The sequence below is a fragment of the Gordonia sihwensis NBRC 108236 genome, assembly GCF_000333035.1.
Classification (GTDB): domain Bacteria; phylum Actinomycetota; class Actinomycetes; order Mycobacteriales; family Mycobacteriaceae; genus Gordonia; species Gordonia sihwensis.
Map to the genome: position 1 here is coordinate 1 of NZ_BANU01000030.1, position 14,373 is coordinate 14,373.

Consider the following 14,373-nt stretch of genomic DNA (forward strand, 5'->3'; position numbering starts at 1 on the left):
GTTCGACTTGTCGGGGAAGTTCGACGCATCGTCTGAGGCCGGCGGGAAGCTGTATGACGTCCTCAACGGTCTGGCAACGACGGCTGCAGATGTTGCTGCGTCGGGCGGCGACATGACCAAGGTTGCGCGCGAGCAGGATCAAATCTTTGAGCAGCTCGCTGCATCTACCGGCAGGACGAAGGAGGAGATCAAGGCGATCTACGACAGTATCGGCGGCAATGTCGTCGATATTGCGGTCAAGCTCAAGGGTGCTCCGGAGGCTATCCAGCAGCTCGGAACCATTAAGGCTGCGATGGACGCGAACCCTGATCTGAAGGAGTTCAGGCTCAAGGCGGAGGGGTCAGAGCAAGTTCGAGCTGCTCTGGACATGCTCAAGATCAAGATGACGACAACCCCGGATGGGAAGATCGTCAAGGTCGATCTCACTGGCGATGCTGGGGCAAAGCTGCAAGCAGTGATCGACGCGACTGCTCAGATTCCTGCTGGCAAAGAAGTTAAGGTCAACGCGCCTGGCGGGCAGGCGGTGTTTGATCTGCTTAAGGCGATGAATGTCGCCACAACCAGTGATAACGATAAGAACATCGTTGCTGATATCCCGAACGGGTCACCAGTTCTGGAATTGCTCAAGCAAATAGGTTACGAGGTTGAGACTCGTAACGGCAAGCAGATCATCGTCAAGGCCAACGACGATGACTACCAGGGCAAGAAGGACGAGTGGACCGCCCCGGCATACAAGACGTTGTATGTGAATGCGACGGTTGCTGGTATGGCAAGCACCGCTGGCGTGATGGATCTAAGCAATGCGATTCCTCACGCCGATGGTGCGATTGTCCCGTACGTCGACGGTGGTATTGCCGCGTCGGAAGCGTTTGCGAATGGTGGGCTGAAGGAGATCCGGAAGCCTCGACGCGCTGACATCTTCCAGGGCCGCGGCGCCGGGACGATCTTCGCTGAGGAAGAGACCGGCGGTGAGGCGTACATTCCGCTGGCTGCGTCGAAGCGGAAGCGGTCGACGGACATCCTCGCGACGGTTGCTGAGCGTTTCGGGCTCGGTCTGGTGCGGAAGTACGCGGATGGTGGGATCGCGTCGGCTGATGATCTGAAGCGGTTGGCGATGGGTGATGGCGCCCGGATGCCGCTCACTGGTGCCCCGTATGACTGGGGCGGCGTCAACTGGGGCGACTGCTCGGGCGCGATGTCTGCTTTCGCCCGGCGAGCGGTTGGCCTACCCCCGTTTGGCGGGCGGTTCGCTACCGGCAACGAGGGCGAGTACCTGGCGCAGTTGGGATTCCAGACGGGGTCGTGGACTCCGGGGACCCTCGGTATCGGCTGGGTGAACGGCGGTCCCGGCGGTGGTCATACCGCGGGCACGCTGCCTGACGGCACGAATGTGGAGATGGGCGGTTCGTACGGCGGCGGCATGGTCGGCGGCACTGTGGGTGCGAACGACGGACAGTTCACGAACCGAGCGTTCCTGCCGATCGGCAAGGCTGCGCCGAAGTTCGATCCATTCAAGCCGTTCCAGGACCAGTATGTGCCGGACCCGAACTATCGTCCCGGTCAGCAGTCGGGTAGTTACGGGTCGTCGACGGCGGAGCAGCCGAAGGGCGCGTCGCTGTCTGAGCGTCTTGGGAATGCTGCGTCTGCGTTTGTGTCGGGTCAGGTCCAGTCGCTGCTTGGTGTGCTGAGTGTCAATGATTCGCCGGGTGTGTTGGCGGCGATCAATGAGTATGAGTCGCAGCGGTCGCAGAGTAAGTCGCAGTCTCAGGGTCCGGTAACGGATCCGGGGACGACGAAGCCGCAGGAGGGTGAGGATACCGGGGCGAGCGCGAAGGCTCCGGACACTCCCGCCGCGCCGGCCGCGCTGACTGGTGTCGAGGCGATCAAGGCCGCGTTCAAGCAGGGGTTGCGTGAGGCGTGGCGGACTGGCGTCGAGTGGGATGCGTCGGACTGGATTGTCGGCAAGGAATCAAACTGGGATCCGAAGGCCCGCAATCCGTCATCGGGCGCGTTCGGCCTGGGTCAGTGGTTGGGGTCAACGAAGGATCAGTACCTGCCGGATGAGAACCCTGATCCGACTGTGCAGGGTAAGGCGTTCGATGCGTACGTGAACGACCGGTACGAGTTGCCGACGAAGGCGAAGGCTCACTGGGATCAGGAGGGCTGGTACGACGTCGGAGGCGTGATTCATGAGGGAACCACGCTCGTGAAGAACGGTCTCGGTCACAAGGAGACGGCGCTTCCGTTCGACCCTCACGACCTGAAGAAGTCGCTCGATCGCAGCAGTGATGACCGGGTGCTCGAGCGGTTGGATCGTTTGATTGCGCTGACTGAGCGGATGAATGAGCGGATCGGTGAGGGTGGCGACACCTTCAACTGGACCTCGAGTGGCAATTCCAAGCAGGACATGGACGAGGTGCAGCGTGCTCGTCGTGTCGCGAAACTGGCGGGAGTCTGATGCAGACCGCGAATATCGAGCTGATCGGCGATGACGATTCGTTCCCGGTGTCGGGGATCGGTTTCGGCGAGTCGGAGGGCATCAAGCTCGCGGAGGATCCGGAGGAGATTTTCGATACGGATTTCTCACGGGCGACGATCCCGGCGGGGATCGGTGGCCGGCTGGGGAGGACCGAGGTTCCGGTTCGTCATCTGGTGTTGCCGTTCAACATCACCGGTGATGTGTCGGGCGGGAATGTGCCGATAGAGGCGCAGATCGCCCGGTTCCGGAAGCTGTGGGGCTCACACATGCAGCCTCGCCGCGTGAAGTGGCTGTACACCAGCGAGGAGTCTGGTTCCCGCTGGTTGTGGCTCTATCTCGAGTCGAAGATCAAGTTCAACCAGAAGCGGGACTGGAATCTGGATGGTTTCGCGAAGGCGGTTGTGCAGGCGGTCGCGGTCGAGCCGCGGTATGAGTCGACGCCGCTGGTGGTGAAGGCCGAGAACCCATCGTCGGGGACGCACACCGTGTGGTTGCCGGTGTGGAATCCGACTGATCAGGAGGCGTGGCCAGACTGGTCTCTCGATCCGAAGGGTACGGCGTCGTTCTCGATCGCGGACTTCTCGTTCGGGCATGAGCAGGACATCGATGTCACGTGGACGCCAGGTCAGCATGCGAACCGCATGGTCGCGCTGAAGCCGATCTCGGTGCCGTGGTCGGTGCGCCCGGTCCGGTCGGGCGATGACCCGTATGTCGCGGCGGATCTGTCGAACGCGTCGGGGCTGATGGGTGGAGTGTTCCCGCTGTACAGCATTCCGCCGTACACGGGGACGCAGCAGAACCCGGTACTGCTGCCGGTGACGATCAACGGTCCTGCCGGGGCTGAGGCACGGCTGACACTGCGGCGCTTCTGGTCGGCCGAGTCAGGTCTCGAGTGATGACCGGCAACATAGCACCCTTCGCGGGCGACACCATCGACGACTTCGCCTTGTGGGCTGAGGAGATCCGGCAGACGCGCCTCGACCGTGTCGCTCAGCCGGCGCGTATCCGCCTGTTCGATGGCAACTGGATTGAGCGCGGGGAAGCCGTCGAACGCCTCGACGGTAGCGGAATGACCCTCAAACTCAACGACACCGGCAGCATCGTCGTTGAGCTTCCGATTGATCGGGAGGACCGCCGCGGCACCTACCTTGCGCATTGGGCTCTCGATCAGGATGCCCGCTCGACCACCAACATTCACATCATCGTGGAGAAGGATGGGGCGAGGATCGGTGGACGCGCAGCTCCCGACAACGGCGTCACGCTGAAAACTGGCGGAGATCACGGCGACCGCGTCGTACTGACGTTCCTTGAGGACACTGAGGAACTCAAGAACGTTCATGTCGCGGCGAACCCTTTCTTGCCGGTGTCGCTGATTCAGCAGCCGAAGGTGCAGTTCTTGATCGGGCGGGCCGACTGGGTGCTTCCCGCGAGTCTGGCGATGAACCTCGCGCGCCTGCAGGTGTTCAACTTCGACATGAACAAGGACATCCTGGATCCGGCGAATTGGCTGGGCGGGATGTGGGCGCAGTCGCAGATTGTGGTGAAGCCGCGGCCGATGAGGAACTCGGTGGCGCCGGTGACGATCATGACGGGAACGATCAAGCAGTCGTGGTGGGAGATCGCAGCCCCGATTCTCGAGGATGCTGAGCTGCAGATCGTCACGCGACGCTTCCTGAAGGGCGACCCGGAGCCGTGGCCTGGCGCAGGCACCAGTTGGCGTCAGGGAACCCTGTTCGTCGAGCTGGTAGACAAGTCCGGTTTCCGCACCGGTACATCGCTTGGCGGCAATCTGGCGACGGGGCTGGCGCGGTCGATTGCGTCGGTGACTACGAATCGTGTGGAGGACCGGTATGACCTGCTGACGGGTGCGCCGGTCGATGACGGTAAGTACCGGCTGCCGGGGAAGCTGGGGACGGCACCGGAGATGCCGTACGTCACATACATTGACGGCGATAACTCGGGGATCAGCGGTTTCGAGTTGGTTCGGGGTGCTGGTGGCGCGTGCCGGATTACCGCGGGTGGCGAGTCGATGCCTGGCGTGAACGAACTCGGCGAGGCTGTTGTCGGGTATGCGGGCGACGTTTTGGGCGACAACATCAACATCGCAGGCTACGGCGTCGGTTCGCTTGGTTCGATCCTCAATGCATTCTTGATGCCGATCTACAAGAACAGCGTGCTCGCGTACACGAGTGTGCCGTTGATCGATCGTGCCGCTCAGCAGGGCTGGGGGCATGCGCTCGAGACTGCGTGCACCAACGTGACGCAGGCGTACACGCCTGCCGCGTTCATGGACCTCCGGCGTCGTCGCCGCGAGACCGATCCGAAAACGGCGTTCACGTTCACGGTGCAGAACGCGATCCCGTGGATCATCGGCGACAACGGGTTCGGGCACTGGTGGCTCGGCGACCGTTCCGGTGCCACCAATCGGTACCTCGGCGCCCAAGTTCACGTTCAGCGTTGCACTGAGTTGACTCTGCCGCTCGACGGTGGGGGCGACTGGGAAGCGAAGTTCGGTGACGTCCGCGCCCATCAGGATCCGCTCGAGAAGGCTTTCGGGCTGGTGGCTACGGCGATGGGTGCATTCAATCAGATGGGGGTGGCGTGATGGCGGTGGAGAAGCCTGGCGATCAGGTTGATCCGGAGGTGCAGAGGTTGGCGCAGGCGTTGATGTTTGTGCTGATGACGGGTGGTTCTGCGCCGTATCCGATCCCGGCGTTCGAGGTGACGAGGATGGCGCAACTCGCGTTCGAGTGTGGGGTGCGTCAGACCGAGCAGAAGGCGGACAGTATCGAGTTGCCTGGGTGGATTCTGCAGGGGATGCGGGAGCAGTCTGTGGAGTCGGTTCCGGAGCCGAGTGTGGTGGGGGGGCAGGAGACGGATCTGGTGTGTGCGGCGCCACCGGTGCCTGACGAGATCCCGGAGCATCTGATCGGAGCTGTCGTGAGTGAAGTGCAGTCTTGAGCACATCGGATGACTATGCGCGTGAGGTGATCCGCGCTGGCCACGACATGGGTGTCTCGCCGCGAGGCATTGTGATCGGCCTGGCGACCTGCATTGTCGAGGTCGGGTATCCACTGCGGATGTACGCCAACCGCAAGGTGCCGGAATCGCTGCTGCTGCCTCATGATGCGGTCGGTGACGACGGTTACTCGGTCGGCCTGTTTCAGCAGCAGATCCGGCGTGGCGCGTCGGGCGAGTGGTGGTGGTCCGACTGCGCGACCTGCATGAACCCCTACAAGAGTGCGCGGCTGTTCTTCGAGCGGCTGACGAAGCGCGACTACAACCGTGGCGATCCCGGCGCGCACGCCCAAGCGGTCCAGGGATCGGCTTTCCCGGACCGCTACGGGAAGCGGATGGCTGAGGCGCAGCAACTCTACGACCGACTTTCAGGAGGACCAGTGTCCACGTACTACGACAGTGACCGCAGTGCGGAGTTCGGATTCGGTGGGCCGCGGCCAGTCTCCGGGCTGCGCGGCGTATGCATCCACACGACCGAGTCCGGCAAGTCGGCGACCGCGACTGCGCGCACTGCCGACGACGTCACCACCTATCAGGCGACATCACAGACCGGCTCATACAACGTGATGGTCGGCGTCGACGGCAAGCGCATCTTGCAGAACACGGACGACTGGCAGACGTGGTCGACGGGCAACAAGGGCAACGACATCCTGCTGCACGTGTGCGTCGTCGGCAACGCCTCGCAGACCCGCGCCGAATGGCTGGCGCAGGACAAGATGCTCCGCGCGGTCGGCGGCGTGATCGGGCACTGGTGCCGACTGTACGGGTGGCCGATCAAGAAGGTCGACGCCGCGCATCTGCCGGGCGTCCTCGGGCACGTCGATACGCGGGTGTGGGGCGGCACCGACCACACCGACCCCGGACCGAACTTTCCCTACGACGTCGTCCTCGCATATGCGCAGGGCGCACCCACTGACGAGGAGATTGACATGGCCAGTGCTGCAGACCTCGAACGAAAGCTGGATCTGATCTTGGATCAGATCGGCCCGAAACTCCCCGGATGGGGACCGCAGTCGAGCTTCGGCAAGGACGCTCAGGGCCGCGAGTTGACTTTGCGTGATGGTGTCATCGCGAAGCTCGACCGGATGCAGGCCGACATCGACGCGATCCGCAAGGCGGTGACCAAGTGAGCAAGTACTTCACTCCCGCTGTCCGCAAACGCCTGTACCTGGCGTTGTCGGCTCTTCTGCCGCTTGCCGCCGTGTATGGGCTGATCGATCAGGATCAGGTGTCGATGTGGCTGACATTGGCGGTCGCGATCCTCGGCACCGGTGGCACTGTCCTCGCCGCCGCCAACACGCCACAGACGCCCAGTGTCGATGATGTGGTGGAGGATGTGCGGCAGCGTGCTGGCGACCTGCTCGAGTCGTCGACGTCGCAGTGGCCGGGAATTGTCGAGGATGTGATCGACTCGGCGACCTCGGCGTGGCCGGCTACGGGACGCCACGCGAAGGGCGACTGACCTGATGCGGTGGCCGCGTCGCGGCGATTGGGTGCCGCTGATGCCGGAGCGGTCCCGGATGCTCGTCATCCTCGCCGTCCCGATCGAGGCAATCCTCCGAGCCTGGGACTACCTCACACCAGACATTCAGCCGCCGACTCTGTCGCTGAGTGTGGTGGAGCAGATGATGCCGCTCGAGGTGTGGGGTGCGATCTGCGCGGTGGTCGGTGTGGTGACGGTGTGGGGGTTCGCGATGCGGTGGCCGCGGACTGCGATCGCCGGGCTCCGTCTCGGTGGCGCCACCTACGGGCTGCTGGCGTTGGGGCAGTGGCTGGCGGTGGTCGACAATCCGTGGTTTGACGGCGTCCGCTCCCCGGCGATCACCACGATTTTCGCGGTCGCCTACTGGGGTCTAGCGAGGGGATACACACAGCAGATGCGGAGCCGTGCATGACCGTAGGTGATCTACCTATCGGCACCCCGTGGTGGGTCGCCGTCATCATCATCATCACTTTCGGTAGGCCGGCATTGGGGTCGGCGATCATGTCGCGAGTACCGGGATGGCTGGGCGCGTATGCCCGCCATCGGCAGTCGCGTACCCCGGAGGGCCGCGCGGAGTTGTCGTTGTCGGCGGCGTGGGAGCGGCAGGACCGCGAGATCAAGCGGTTGTCGGCGGCGTATGACTCCCTGTCTGAGGATTACGGGGATTTGGCGTCTCGGGTTGACAGTTTGGACCGCAAGTTGTCGGAGATGACGAAGCGGTTTTTCTCGGCGCTTGGTTATATCCGGCAGTTGGTGGCGACGATCCGGCGACTCGATCCTGACCATACGATTCCTGATCCGCCTGTCGATTTGGAGGTGTACCTGTGACTTTGCCGCATATGGATTGGGATGATCTTGATCCGGATGATTTGGTGGAGACGGTGGTGATGCCGGATCAGCTCGGGACCGTCCTGCAGGATCAGTCGGAGGGGAAGTACTCGTCTCAGTCGGCTGACCGGTTTCCGGGCTATGTGGATGGGACGCTTGCTGGCGGGCCGCTCGCTTCTGGTCCGCTCGGGATGGTCAACAAGATGTATGGCCGGTTTGTGTCCCGGGTGGCTCAGGCTGATCCTGCGACTATCGAGAAACCGAAGGACCTGCAGCCGCTGGTGCCGGGGTTCTTCAATCTGCCGTTGCAGGATCTGTTTGCTCCGCTGCTGAACGCGTTGATGGGCATTGGCGGAGGGGTCCTCGGCGGCGCCCTGTCGACCATTGCCAACTTCTTCGCTGGACGGTGGGCGCAGGTCGACGACTTGCACGACGGGCAAATGCAGCTCAACGATCGTGTAGACCTGCTTTCGCCACTGCAGGACTACGGGAGTTCATACGCCGGAACACAGAACTCTCTGTGGAACAAGGGCAAGATCCCTTTCGATAAGCAGATCGGCCCGATGAAGAAATGTCACCTTGCGTCTGGCGGGATCGTGTTCGAAGAGCAGGGGATGTGGGATGTTCGCGCGAGGGTCACGATCACGAGTACGCCGCCACTAGTGGGTGCGTTCATCGACTGGGAGATTCGTGTCGTCAAGGACTCTGATGGGTCGATTTTCTCGGTCTCTAGGGACACTCTTGAGTCGAGTAGTGCGCAGTCGCGGGAGATCAACACCTCTGTGGTAGTGCCGACTGCCGGGTACCGCGCCGAAGTGTGGGTTACCAACATTGGTCCGGGTCGTCAGATCGCTGGCGGACCGGAACGGACCAGGCTGACGGTTCAGCATATTTCGCGGTCGACATCTTTCCAGATCGAGGGTTGAGGTATTCGAAATGACAATCATCCAGGACCGCATCGAGGATATTGCTGGAGCGGAGTTCGCGCAGGCTGTAACCTTCACCATTCCGCGCATCCGGGAGTCGGCATCAGGCGCGGCGATCGTCACTGAGCAGAAGCACCGGTTTCAGGTGACCGATGGTGGAGACCTCGTCACATCTAACCTCGACCCCGGACCAGCGACAGTCAGGATTGGCCTGAACTCGTATCAGATCACGATCCCGGACAGTTCTTCACCGATCCGTTTGTGGCCGTTGATCGACGCTGGGATGCCGGCACCTCCACCGTCTGAGCAGTATCAGTTCGTTCGCAATGGTGGCGGTCTGGTGCGGGCGCAGGCGGTCGACTTGGACGAGTACGAGTCCATGATGTGGGACCCCGGGACGCTGTACATCATCAAGGATGCGCAGGTGACGGAGTGAGCGCGGTCCGGTTTGATGCGACACCGTCTGACGGGATGACGACGGCGGTGATCCGCTATGGCACCCCGACTCAGAGCACTGAGGTCGAGTACCCGGATGCGGTTCTGATGCGTGTGTGGGACGACGGCGCGCTCGCTGTTTTCGCGGCTTCTGGCTGCACTCTCGAATTCGCCCAGCCGGGCACTTACTGGTCCTTCACCTGGAAATAGAAAGAGGCACATCATGGCTATCACCCACAACATTTACCGCGGGTTCTTCGAGTCGGTATTCAACAAGGAAATCGATTTCGACTCCGACATCATCAAGGTGATGCTGGTCGGAGCCGGGTACACGCCGGACCAGGCGGCGCACCGCTACAAGTCGTCGGTCACCAACGAGGCGTCGGGCCCCGGCTACACGGCCGGCGGTGTCACTCTCGGTACGGCTTCAATCTCGGGATCAGGCAAGACCGTGACGCTCAAGGGCGACAACGTGTCGTGGCCGTCGTCGACGGTCTCCGGCCGGTATCTGGTGATCTACGACGCGACGCCCGGATCAGATGCACAGCGTCCACTGATCTCGTATGTCGATTTCGGTGAGACCGTCAGCTCTACGTCGGCCGCTTTCCAGGCGACCTGGAACACGTTGGGCATCCTGTCAGTATCTGTGGCCTGACGCATGTCGATCAGTCTCGGCGGACGCTCGATCCGCGGTCTCCGGTACGTCGACGAGGTAGGCGAGGAGCACGTCATCATCCTCGCCTACCTCGACGGCGTCGCGGTGTGGGATGGGCGGATTCCACAGCTCATCCAGGTCCCGCGGGCCCGGGCGTCGGCGGTCGCGTTCGTGCCGGAGGTCGCGGCTGAGGCGCTCTTGGTCGCTCCGATCGCTGTCGCGTACGCCGAGGCGGCCGTCCCGACGGTGGCGGGCGCGGTCGGGATTTCTCCGCCGACTGCCACCGCATCGGCGGTCGCGCATGTGCCGGGTCTGACGAACGGTCACGTACTCGACATTCCGACCGCTATCGCGTCGGCCGAGGCACATGTCCCGGTGGTCGCTGTGGTGGCGGGCATCATCGCGCCGACCGCTGTAGCGACGGCTGTCGCGCATGTTCCGGAAGTGTCCGCGGCGGTCGACGCGGCTGTCCCGCAGGCGCGCGCGTACGCGGAGGCGCATGTCCCGGAGGTGGGGTCGCGCGTTGAGGTGCTGGTGCCACTCGCCGAAGCGACGGCGCTCGCCCACCTGCCAGACGTGCAGGCCGCGGTGGCCGTGGCGGCACCGATGGCCACCGCGACCGCAGTTGGGAGCAAGCCGACGGTCTCAGCCGGAGCGGAGGTCGCCGTCCCGCAGGCAATGGCGTCGGCGGTCGCTCACGTACCGGAAGTGAAAGTCAGTACCGGACCGGACCTGGTGGGCACCACTACCTCGTCGTCGACGACAGTGCCACTGCCAGCGCATCAGTCTGGTGATCTCATCCTCGTCTTCGCGTCGAATCTGTCGTCGAATACGGCTACGGCACCCACATTGCCGTCGGGGTGGACGTCGGCAGTTGTGGCGTCGTCGGGTGCGCGTGCCGGATGGAAGATCGCGGCCTCGGGCAGCGAGACGTCCGGGACGTGGACGAATGCGACGCGGATGATCGCGATGGTGTGGCGGGGCGCGCAGATCGGCGCGACCGCCACGGACACGTCAGGCAACGTCGGTCTGACGTCGGTGAATTGGCCGGCGCTCGGGACGAAGCCGGATTCGTGGACCATCCGGTATCTGCACGCCCGCTCGAACGGCGGCGAGGCTATTTCGGCAGATCCGTCGACGGAACCTGACGCGCTGATCTCGTCTATCGGGAACGGTGTGAAGCTGTGGGGCGAGAAGACGCCGGACCCGGTCGAGGCCGGTACCGCGTCTCTGAGTTTCTCGCAGTACTGGCGGAATCTGACGGTGGAGATTCAGCCGGAGGGCGCCCAGTATCCGCTGGACCCGATCGCGTCGGCGACGAATGGAACCTCCGCATCATCGACTGTCACGATCACCCTCCCGGAGGCGGCGACAGTCTTCGCCGCTGTGGCAGGAGTCGGCGGCGGACCGCCTGAGGCATCGACGATGACCAGCGGAGGTATCACAGGCACTCAGGTGTACACGCACGCCGGAAACAACATCCGTCTCACAGTGGCGCGATTCGACCTGCCGGAAGGGACACACACGATCACCAGTGACTCGGATCGGGCGATCGTGGCGGCCGCATACCGAGGTACGGCGACGCTCGGTACACCGGTGTGGACGAACGGCGCTACCTCGGCGTCCGTCGCCGCCGACATGAAGGTCGCGGTCTTCACAACCGGTGGCCAGGTGTCATCTACGACGTCAGGGACGCTTCGGGCGACCGCCTACAAGGGCGGCGGCTGGTCGTGCTCGGTCTCCATCGTCGAGGGCGCCCAGTCATCGATCTCCGGTGCGGAAGGATCTGTCGTGCTGCCGCTGACCTGACCCGCTGTCACACCCTGGCGGTACTGTGCACAGTGCGCGTAGGGAAGATACGCGCAACGAGGCCCCCGACCTTTTTGAGGTCGGGGGCCTTTCGTCGTCTCGATGCATCCTCGCTCCACGTGCCGTATCGTCCGTTCGGGTTAACGTTCGTCAACTATTCGCCTAAGACCGACATTCTGTGCGACCCTCCCGAGCGTGCGTACACGATCACTACTAGCCGTAGTAGCCGCAACAGCCGGCCTCATCAGCATCCCCGTCATCGCGACCCCCGCCGTCGCCGACGCAGCCCCCGCCGCCACCCAAGCGCTCCACACCCTCGACACGCTGCAGGTCAAGGGCCGCGCACCCAAGACCGGGTACGACCGCGACCTGTTCAACGTGTGGTCCGACGACGTCGACGTCGCCGGAGGTCACAACGGCTGCGACACCCGCAACGACATCCTCAACCGCGACCTGACGAACAAGACGTACAAGCCCGGCACTCGCAACTGCGTCGTCCTGACCGGCACCCTCGCCGACCCGTACACCGGCAAGACGATCGCCTTCCAGCGCGGCGCGAGCACGTCCAGCAAGGTTCAGATCGATCACGTCGTCGCACTCAGCGATGCCTGGCAGAAGGGCGCCCAGTCCTGGTCGGCGGCCAAGCGTCACGACTTCGGCAACGACCCGCTGAACCTGTTGGCCGTCGACGGCCCCTCGAATCAGCAGAAGCGCGACGGTGACGCCGCGACCTGGCTGCCCGCCAACAAGAGTTTCCGCTGCACCTATGTCAGCACCCAGGTGCAGGTGAAGGCCAAGTACGGCGTGTGGGTCACCGCGGCCGAGAAGACCGCGATGCGCACCGTGCTGTCCAACTGCGACAACGCGCCCGCCCCGCAGACGCAACCGGCACCGGTAAAGCCGCAGCCGCAGCCGCGGACCCAGCCGCAGCAGCCGTCCGGCGTGTACTACCAGAACTGCTCGGCCGTCCGCTCCGCCGGCAAGGCCCCGCTGTACCGCGGTGAGCCCGGATACCGGTCCGCTCTCGACCGCGACAACGACGGCGTGGCGTGCGAATGACGTACCCCGAGCCCACCCCGGCCAAGAACACCAAGCGCAACGCGATCATCGGTGTCGGTGCCCTGTTCGCGCTGCTCGCCTCGTGCGGTGTCGGAACAGCGATCGGTGGTGACGACGCACCGAAGGCTGCGGCACCGACCACGGTGACCAGCGTCCAGACTGAAACTGAGACCGTCACCGTCACCAAGTCGACGTCGGTGTCTGCTGCTGCGGTCACGACGACGGAGACGACCGAGGAAACGACCGCGGTGCCGATCCAGGACGAGCCGGAGACGACGCGGCAGCGTGTGCAGCCGCTGATCCCGCAGACCACAGAGGATGTGCCGGCGGCGCCTGCTGCGCCGGAGAGCGCGTACTACGCGAACTGCGCAGCGGCGCGTGCGGCCGGCGCGGCGCCGCTCTATCGCGGGTCGCCCGGGTACAGCAGCAGCCTCGACCGCGACGGCGACGGAGTCGCCTGCGAATAGGTGATCGGTCACCGGGCAGACAAGCCGCCCCGACTCTCATTTCGAGGGAGTCGGGGCGGCTTTCGTCATTGCCCCTGCTGTTCTCGCCGCTTCCGCTCGCGGTAGTACTGGCGCTCGTCCGAGGACGCGGCACGGCATGCGTCGCACCGGCACCCGTACGAGTATCTCGCTACTGTCCCGTGCTCTGCCGTCGTGCCGAGCGCGCGCATCGCCTCATTCTGTCTGGCCTGCCGCCGCAACGCCTCATCTCGCGCCCACACCAGATCAGACGCGAACCACGGTGGGTCCGGCGGCAGTATCTCTCGTTTGATCCAGTTCCTGAGCGCCGTGTCCGACCTGCCCACGTACGCCGCAGCCGCCCGCTGCGTGTAGAACGTCCGCTCATCGTCGGCGTGCTCTCGCACCTCCGTCATCAGGAGAGCCTCCCGATCCTTTCGGTCGCGGCGGACGATCTGCCTGATCCGATCCGGCGTCACCCCATATCGTGCGGCGAGGTCGGTAGCCGAGACTCCCTGGGCGGCCGCATCGCGAATCTGGCGATCACGATCCGCATTCGGCGGGGCCTCCTGCATTGACACGGCTGTTTCCCACGCGGCCCAGCACTCGTAGCTGCATGTACGGGCCTGTCGTGCTCCGCCGAACTGGCACCAGGTCGCCCCACACATCACGCACTCGTAGACGCGGCCGACTCGAGTTGCCTTGCCTTTCTTCGCCGATGACTCCGCCCGGGAGGCTTGTGTCTGCGCGCGTACCCCGGAACCGCGGAGCTGATCCATGTCGCGGGATGCGGACGCTGCGAGCGGATCTCGCTTGGCCTCGAAACGTCGCCATCCGGCCGATCCGAGCCGGGCTTTGGATGCCTCGCTGCGCCGCTGGTGGCTGGCCTGGGAGATGAGTGCGGTCCCGCGCGCGAGGCCATGCCTGGCCTTGTACTCGGCAGCCGACATGCCGTGCGCACCGCCCACGTGCGCTCCGACCGACTCGAATCGCTGCCCGCACTCGTGGCACAGGACGGTCGTGCCGTCGTCGTCGAGGACCCCGTAGAGGCCATGTCCCGACGGGTCTCCGAAGATCTTCTCGGGCCGCGATCGGACATCGACGCCGCGCTGCTCACGCTTGTAGTGCATGAGGCACAGGCGTCTGGCGTGCTGGGGACGGTCGCATTCCCACGCTTCGCAGATTTCGACCGGGCCGCGCTCCCCACGGATCGGCAC

At 64.1% G+C, this 14,373-nt stretch carries 16 protein-coding genes; 15 read left to right on the plus strand and 1 reads right to left on the minus strand.

Features of this window, described 5'->3' with window-relative positions:
- The 15 genes from GSI01S_RS15730 to GSI01S_RS15800 all read left to right on the plus strand — a co-directional run.
- Positions 1–2,458: aggregation-promoting factor C-terminal-like domain-containing protein (locus GSI01S_RS15730; RefSeq protein ID WP_006897596.1), on the plus strand; the 2,458-nt coding region annotated here is incomplete at its 5' end.
- Positions 2,458–3,375: a hypothetical protein gene (locus GSI01S_RS15735; RefSeq protein ID WP_006897597.1), complete on the plus strand. Its 918-nt coding sequence runs from the start codon at positions 2,458–2,460 to the stop codon at positions 3,373–3,375. The genes GSI01S_RS15730 and GSI01S_RS15735, both read left to right, overlap by 1 nt.
- A complete protein-coding gene (locus tag GSI01S_RS15740; protein WP_006897598.1) occupies positions 3,375–5,084 on the plus strand; it encodes a Gp37-like protein in 1,710 nt (569 codons plus the stop codon). Before GSI01S_RS15735 ends, GSI01S_RS15740 begins: the two co-directional genes overlap by 1 nt.
- On the plus strand, positions 5,084–5,440 hold the full coding sequence (locus GSI01S_RS15745) for a hypothetical protein (RefSeq protein WP_006897599.1): 357 nt from the start codon (positions 5,084–5,086) through the stop codon (positions 5,438–5,440). Before GSI01S_RS15740 ends, GSI01S_RS15745 begins: the two co-directional genes overlap by 1 nt.
- Positions 5,437–6,627 carry a peptidoglycan recognition protein family protein gene (locus GSI01S_RS19570; RefSeq protein ID WP_006897600.1) on the plus strand — a complete coding sequence of 397 codons (1,191 nt, stop codon included), beginning with the start codon at positions 5,437–5,439 and terminating at the stop codon, positions 6,625–6,627. The genes GSI01S_RS15745 and GSI01S_RS19570 overlap by 4 nt, the downstream gene beginning before the upstream one ends.
- The gene (locus GSI01S_RS15760) at positions 6,624–6,959 is read left to right on the plus strand and encodes a hypothetical protein (protein WP_006897601.1); all 336 of its coding nucleotides are present in this window, start codon (positions 6,624–6,626) and stop codon (positions 6,957–6,959) included. The genes GSI01S_RS19570 and GSI01S_RS15760 overlap by 4 nt, the downstream gene beginning before the upstream one ends.
- Before the next feature lie 4 nt (positions 6,960–6,963).
- On the plus strand, positions 6,964–7,392 hold the full coding sequence (locus tag GSI01S_RS15765) for a hypothetical protein (protein WP_006897602.1): 429 nt from the start codon (positions 6,964–6,966) through the stop codon (positions 7,390–7,392).
- Positions 7,389–7,808 carry a hypothetical protein gene (locus tag GSI01S_RS15770; protein WP_006897603.1) on the plus strand — a complete coding sequence of 140 codons (420 nt, stop codon included), beginning with the start codon at positions 7,389–7,391 and terminating at the stop codon, positions 7,806–7,808. The genes GSI01S_RS15765 and GSI01S_RS15770 overlap by 4 nt, the downstream gene beginning before the upstream one ends.
- Complete coding sequence (locus GSI01S_RS19575) at positions 7,805–8,734, plus strand: hypothetical protein (protein WP_006897604.1); 930 nt, start codon at positions 7,805–7,807, stop codon at positions 8,732–8,734. Before GSI01S_RS15770 ends, GSI01S_RS19575 begins: the two co-directional genes overlap by 4 nt.
- A gap of 10 nt (positions 8,735–8,744) precedes the next feature.
- Positions 8,745–9,170, plus strand: a complete 426-nt coding sequence (locus GSI01S_RS15780) for a hypothetical protein (RefSeq protein ID WP_006897606.1) — start codon at positions 8,745–8,747, stop codon at positions 9,168–9,170.
- Complete coding sequence (locus GSI01S_RS20195; RefSeq protein ID WP_006897607.1) at positions 9,167–9,379, plus strand: hypothetical protein; 213 nt, start codon at positions 9,167–9,169, stop codon at positions 9,377–9,379. The genes GSI01S_RS15780 and GSI01S_RS20195 overlap by 4 nt, the downstream gene beginning before the upstream one ends.
- A gap of 13 nt (positions 9,380–9,392) precedes the next feature.
- Entirely contained in the window at positions 9,393–9,824 is a 432-nt protein-coding gene (locus tag GSI01S_RS15785; RefSeq protein ID WP_006897608.1) for a hypothetical protein, read from the plus strand.
- A 3-nt stretch (positions 9,825–9,827) separates the two neighbouring features.
- Positions 9,828–11,633 carry a hypothetical protein gene (locus GSI01S_RS19580; protein WP_006897609.1) on the plus strand — a complete coding sequence of 602 codons (1,806 nt, stop codon included), beginning with the start codon at positions 9,828–9,830 and terminating at the stop codon, positions 11,631–11,633.
- 195 nt (positions 11,634–11,828) lie between these two features.
- The gene (locus GSI01S_RS15795) at positions 11,829–12,692 is read left to right on the plus strand and encodes a GmrSD restriction endonuclease domain-containing protein (RefSeq protein WP_006897610.1); all 864 of its coding nucleotides are present in this window, start codon (positions 11,829–11,831) and stop codon (positions 12,690–12,692) included.
- Positions 12,689–13,159 carry an excalibur calcium-binding domain-containing protein gene (locus GSI01S_RS15800; RefSeq protein ID WP_006897611.1) on the plus strand — a complete coding sequence of 157 codons (471 nt, stop codon included), beginning with the start codon at positions 12,689–12,691 and terminating at the stop codon, positions 13,157–13,159. Before GSI01S_RS15795 ends, GSI01S_RS15800 begins: the two co-directional genes overlap by 4 nt.
- A gap of 65 nt (positions 13,160–13,224) precedes the next feature.
- On the opposite strand, the gene GSI01S_RS15805 is transcribed toward GSI01S_RS15800, so the two are convergent.
- Positions 13,225–14,373 carry a MucR family transcriptional regulator gene (locus GSI01S_RS15805; protein ID WP_006897612.1) on the minus strand — a complete coding sequence of 383 codons (1,149 nt, stop codon included), beginning with the start codon at positions 14,371–14,373 and terminating at the stop codon, positions 13,225–13,227.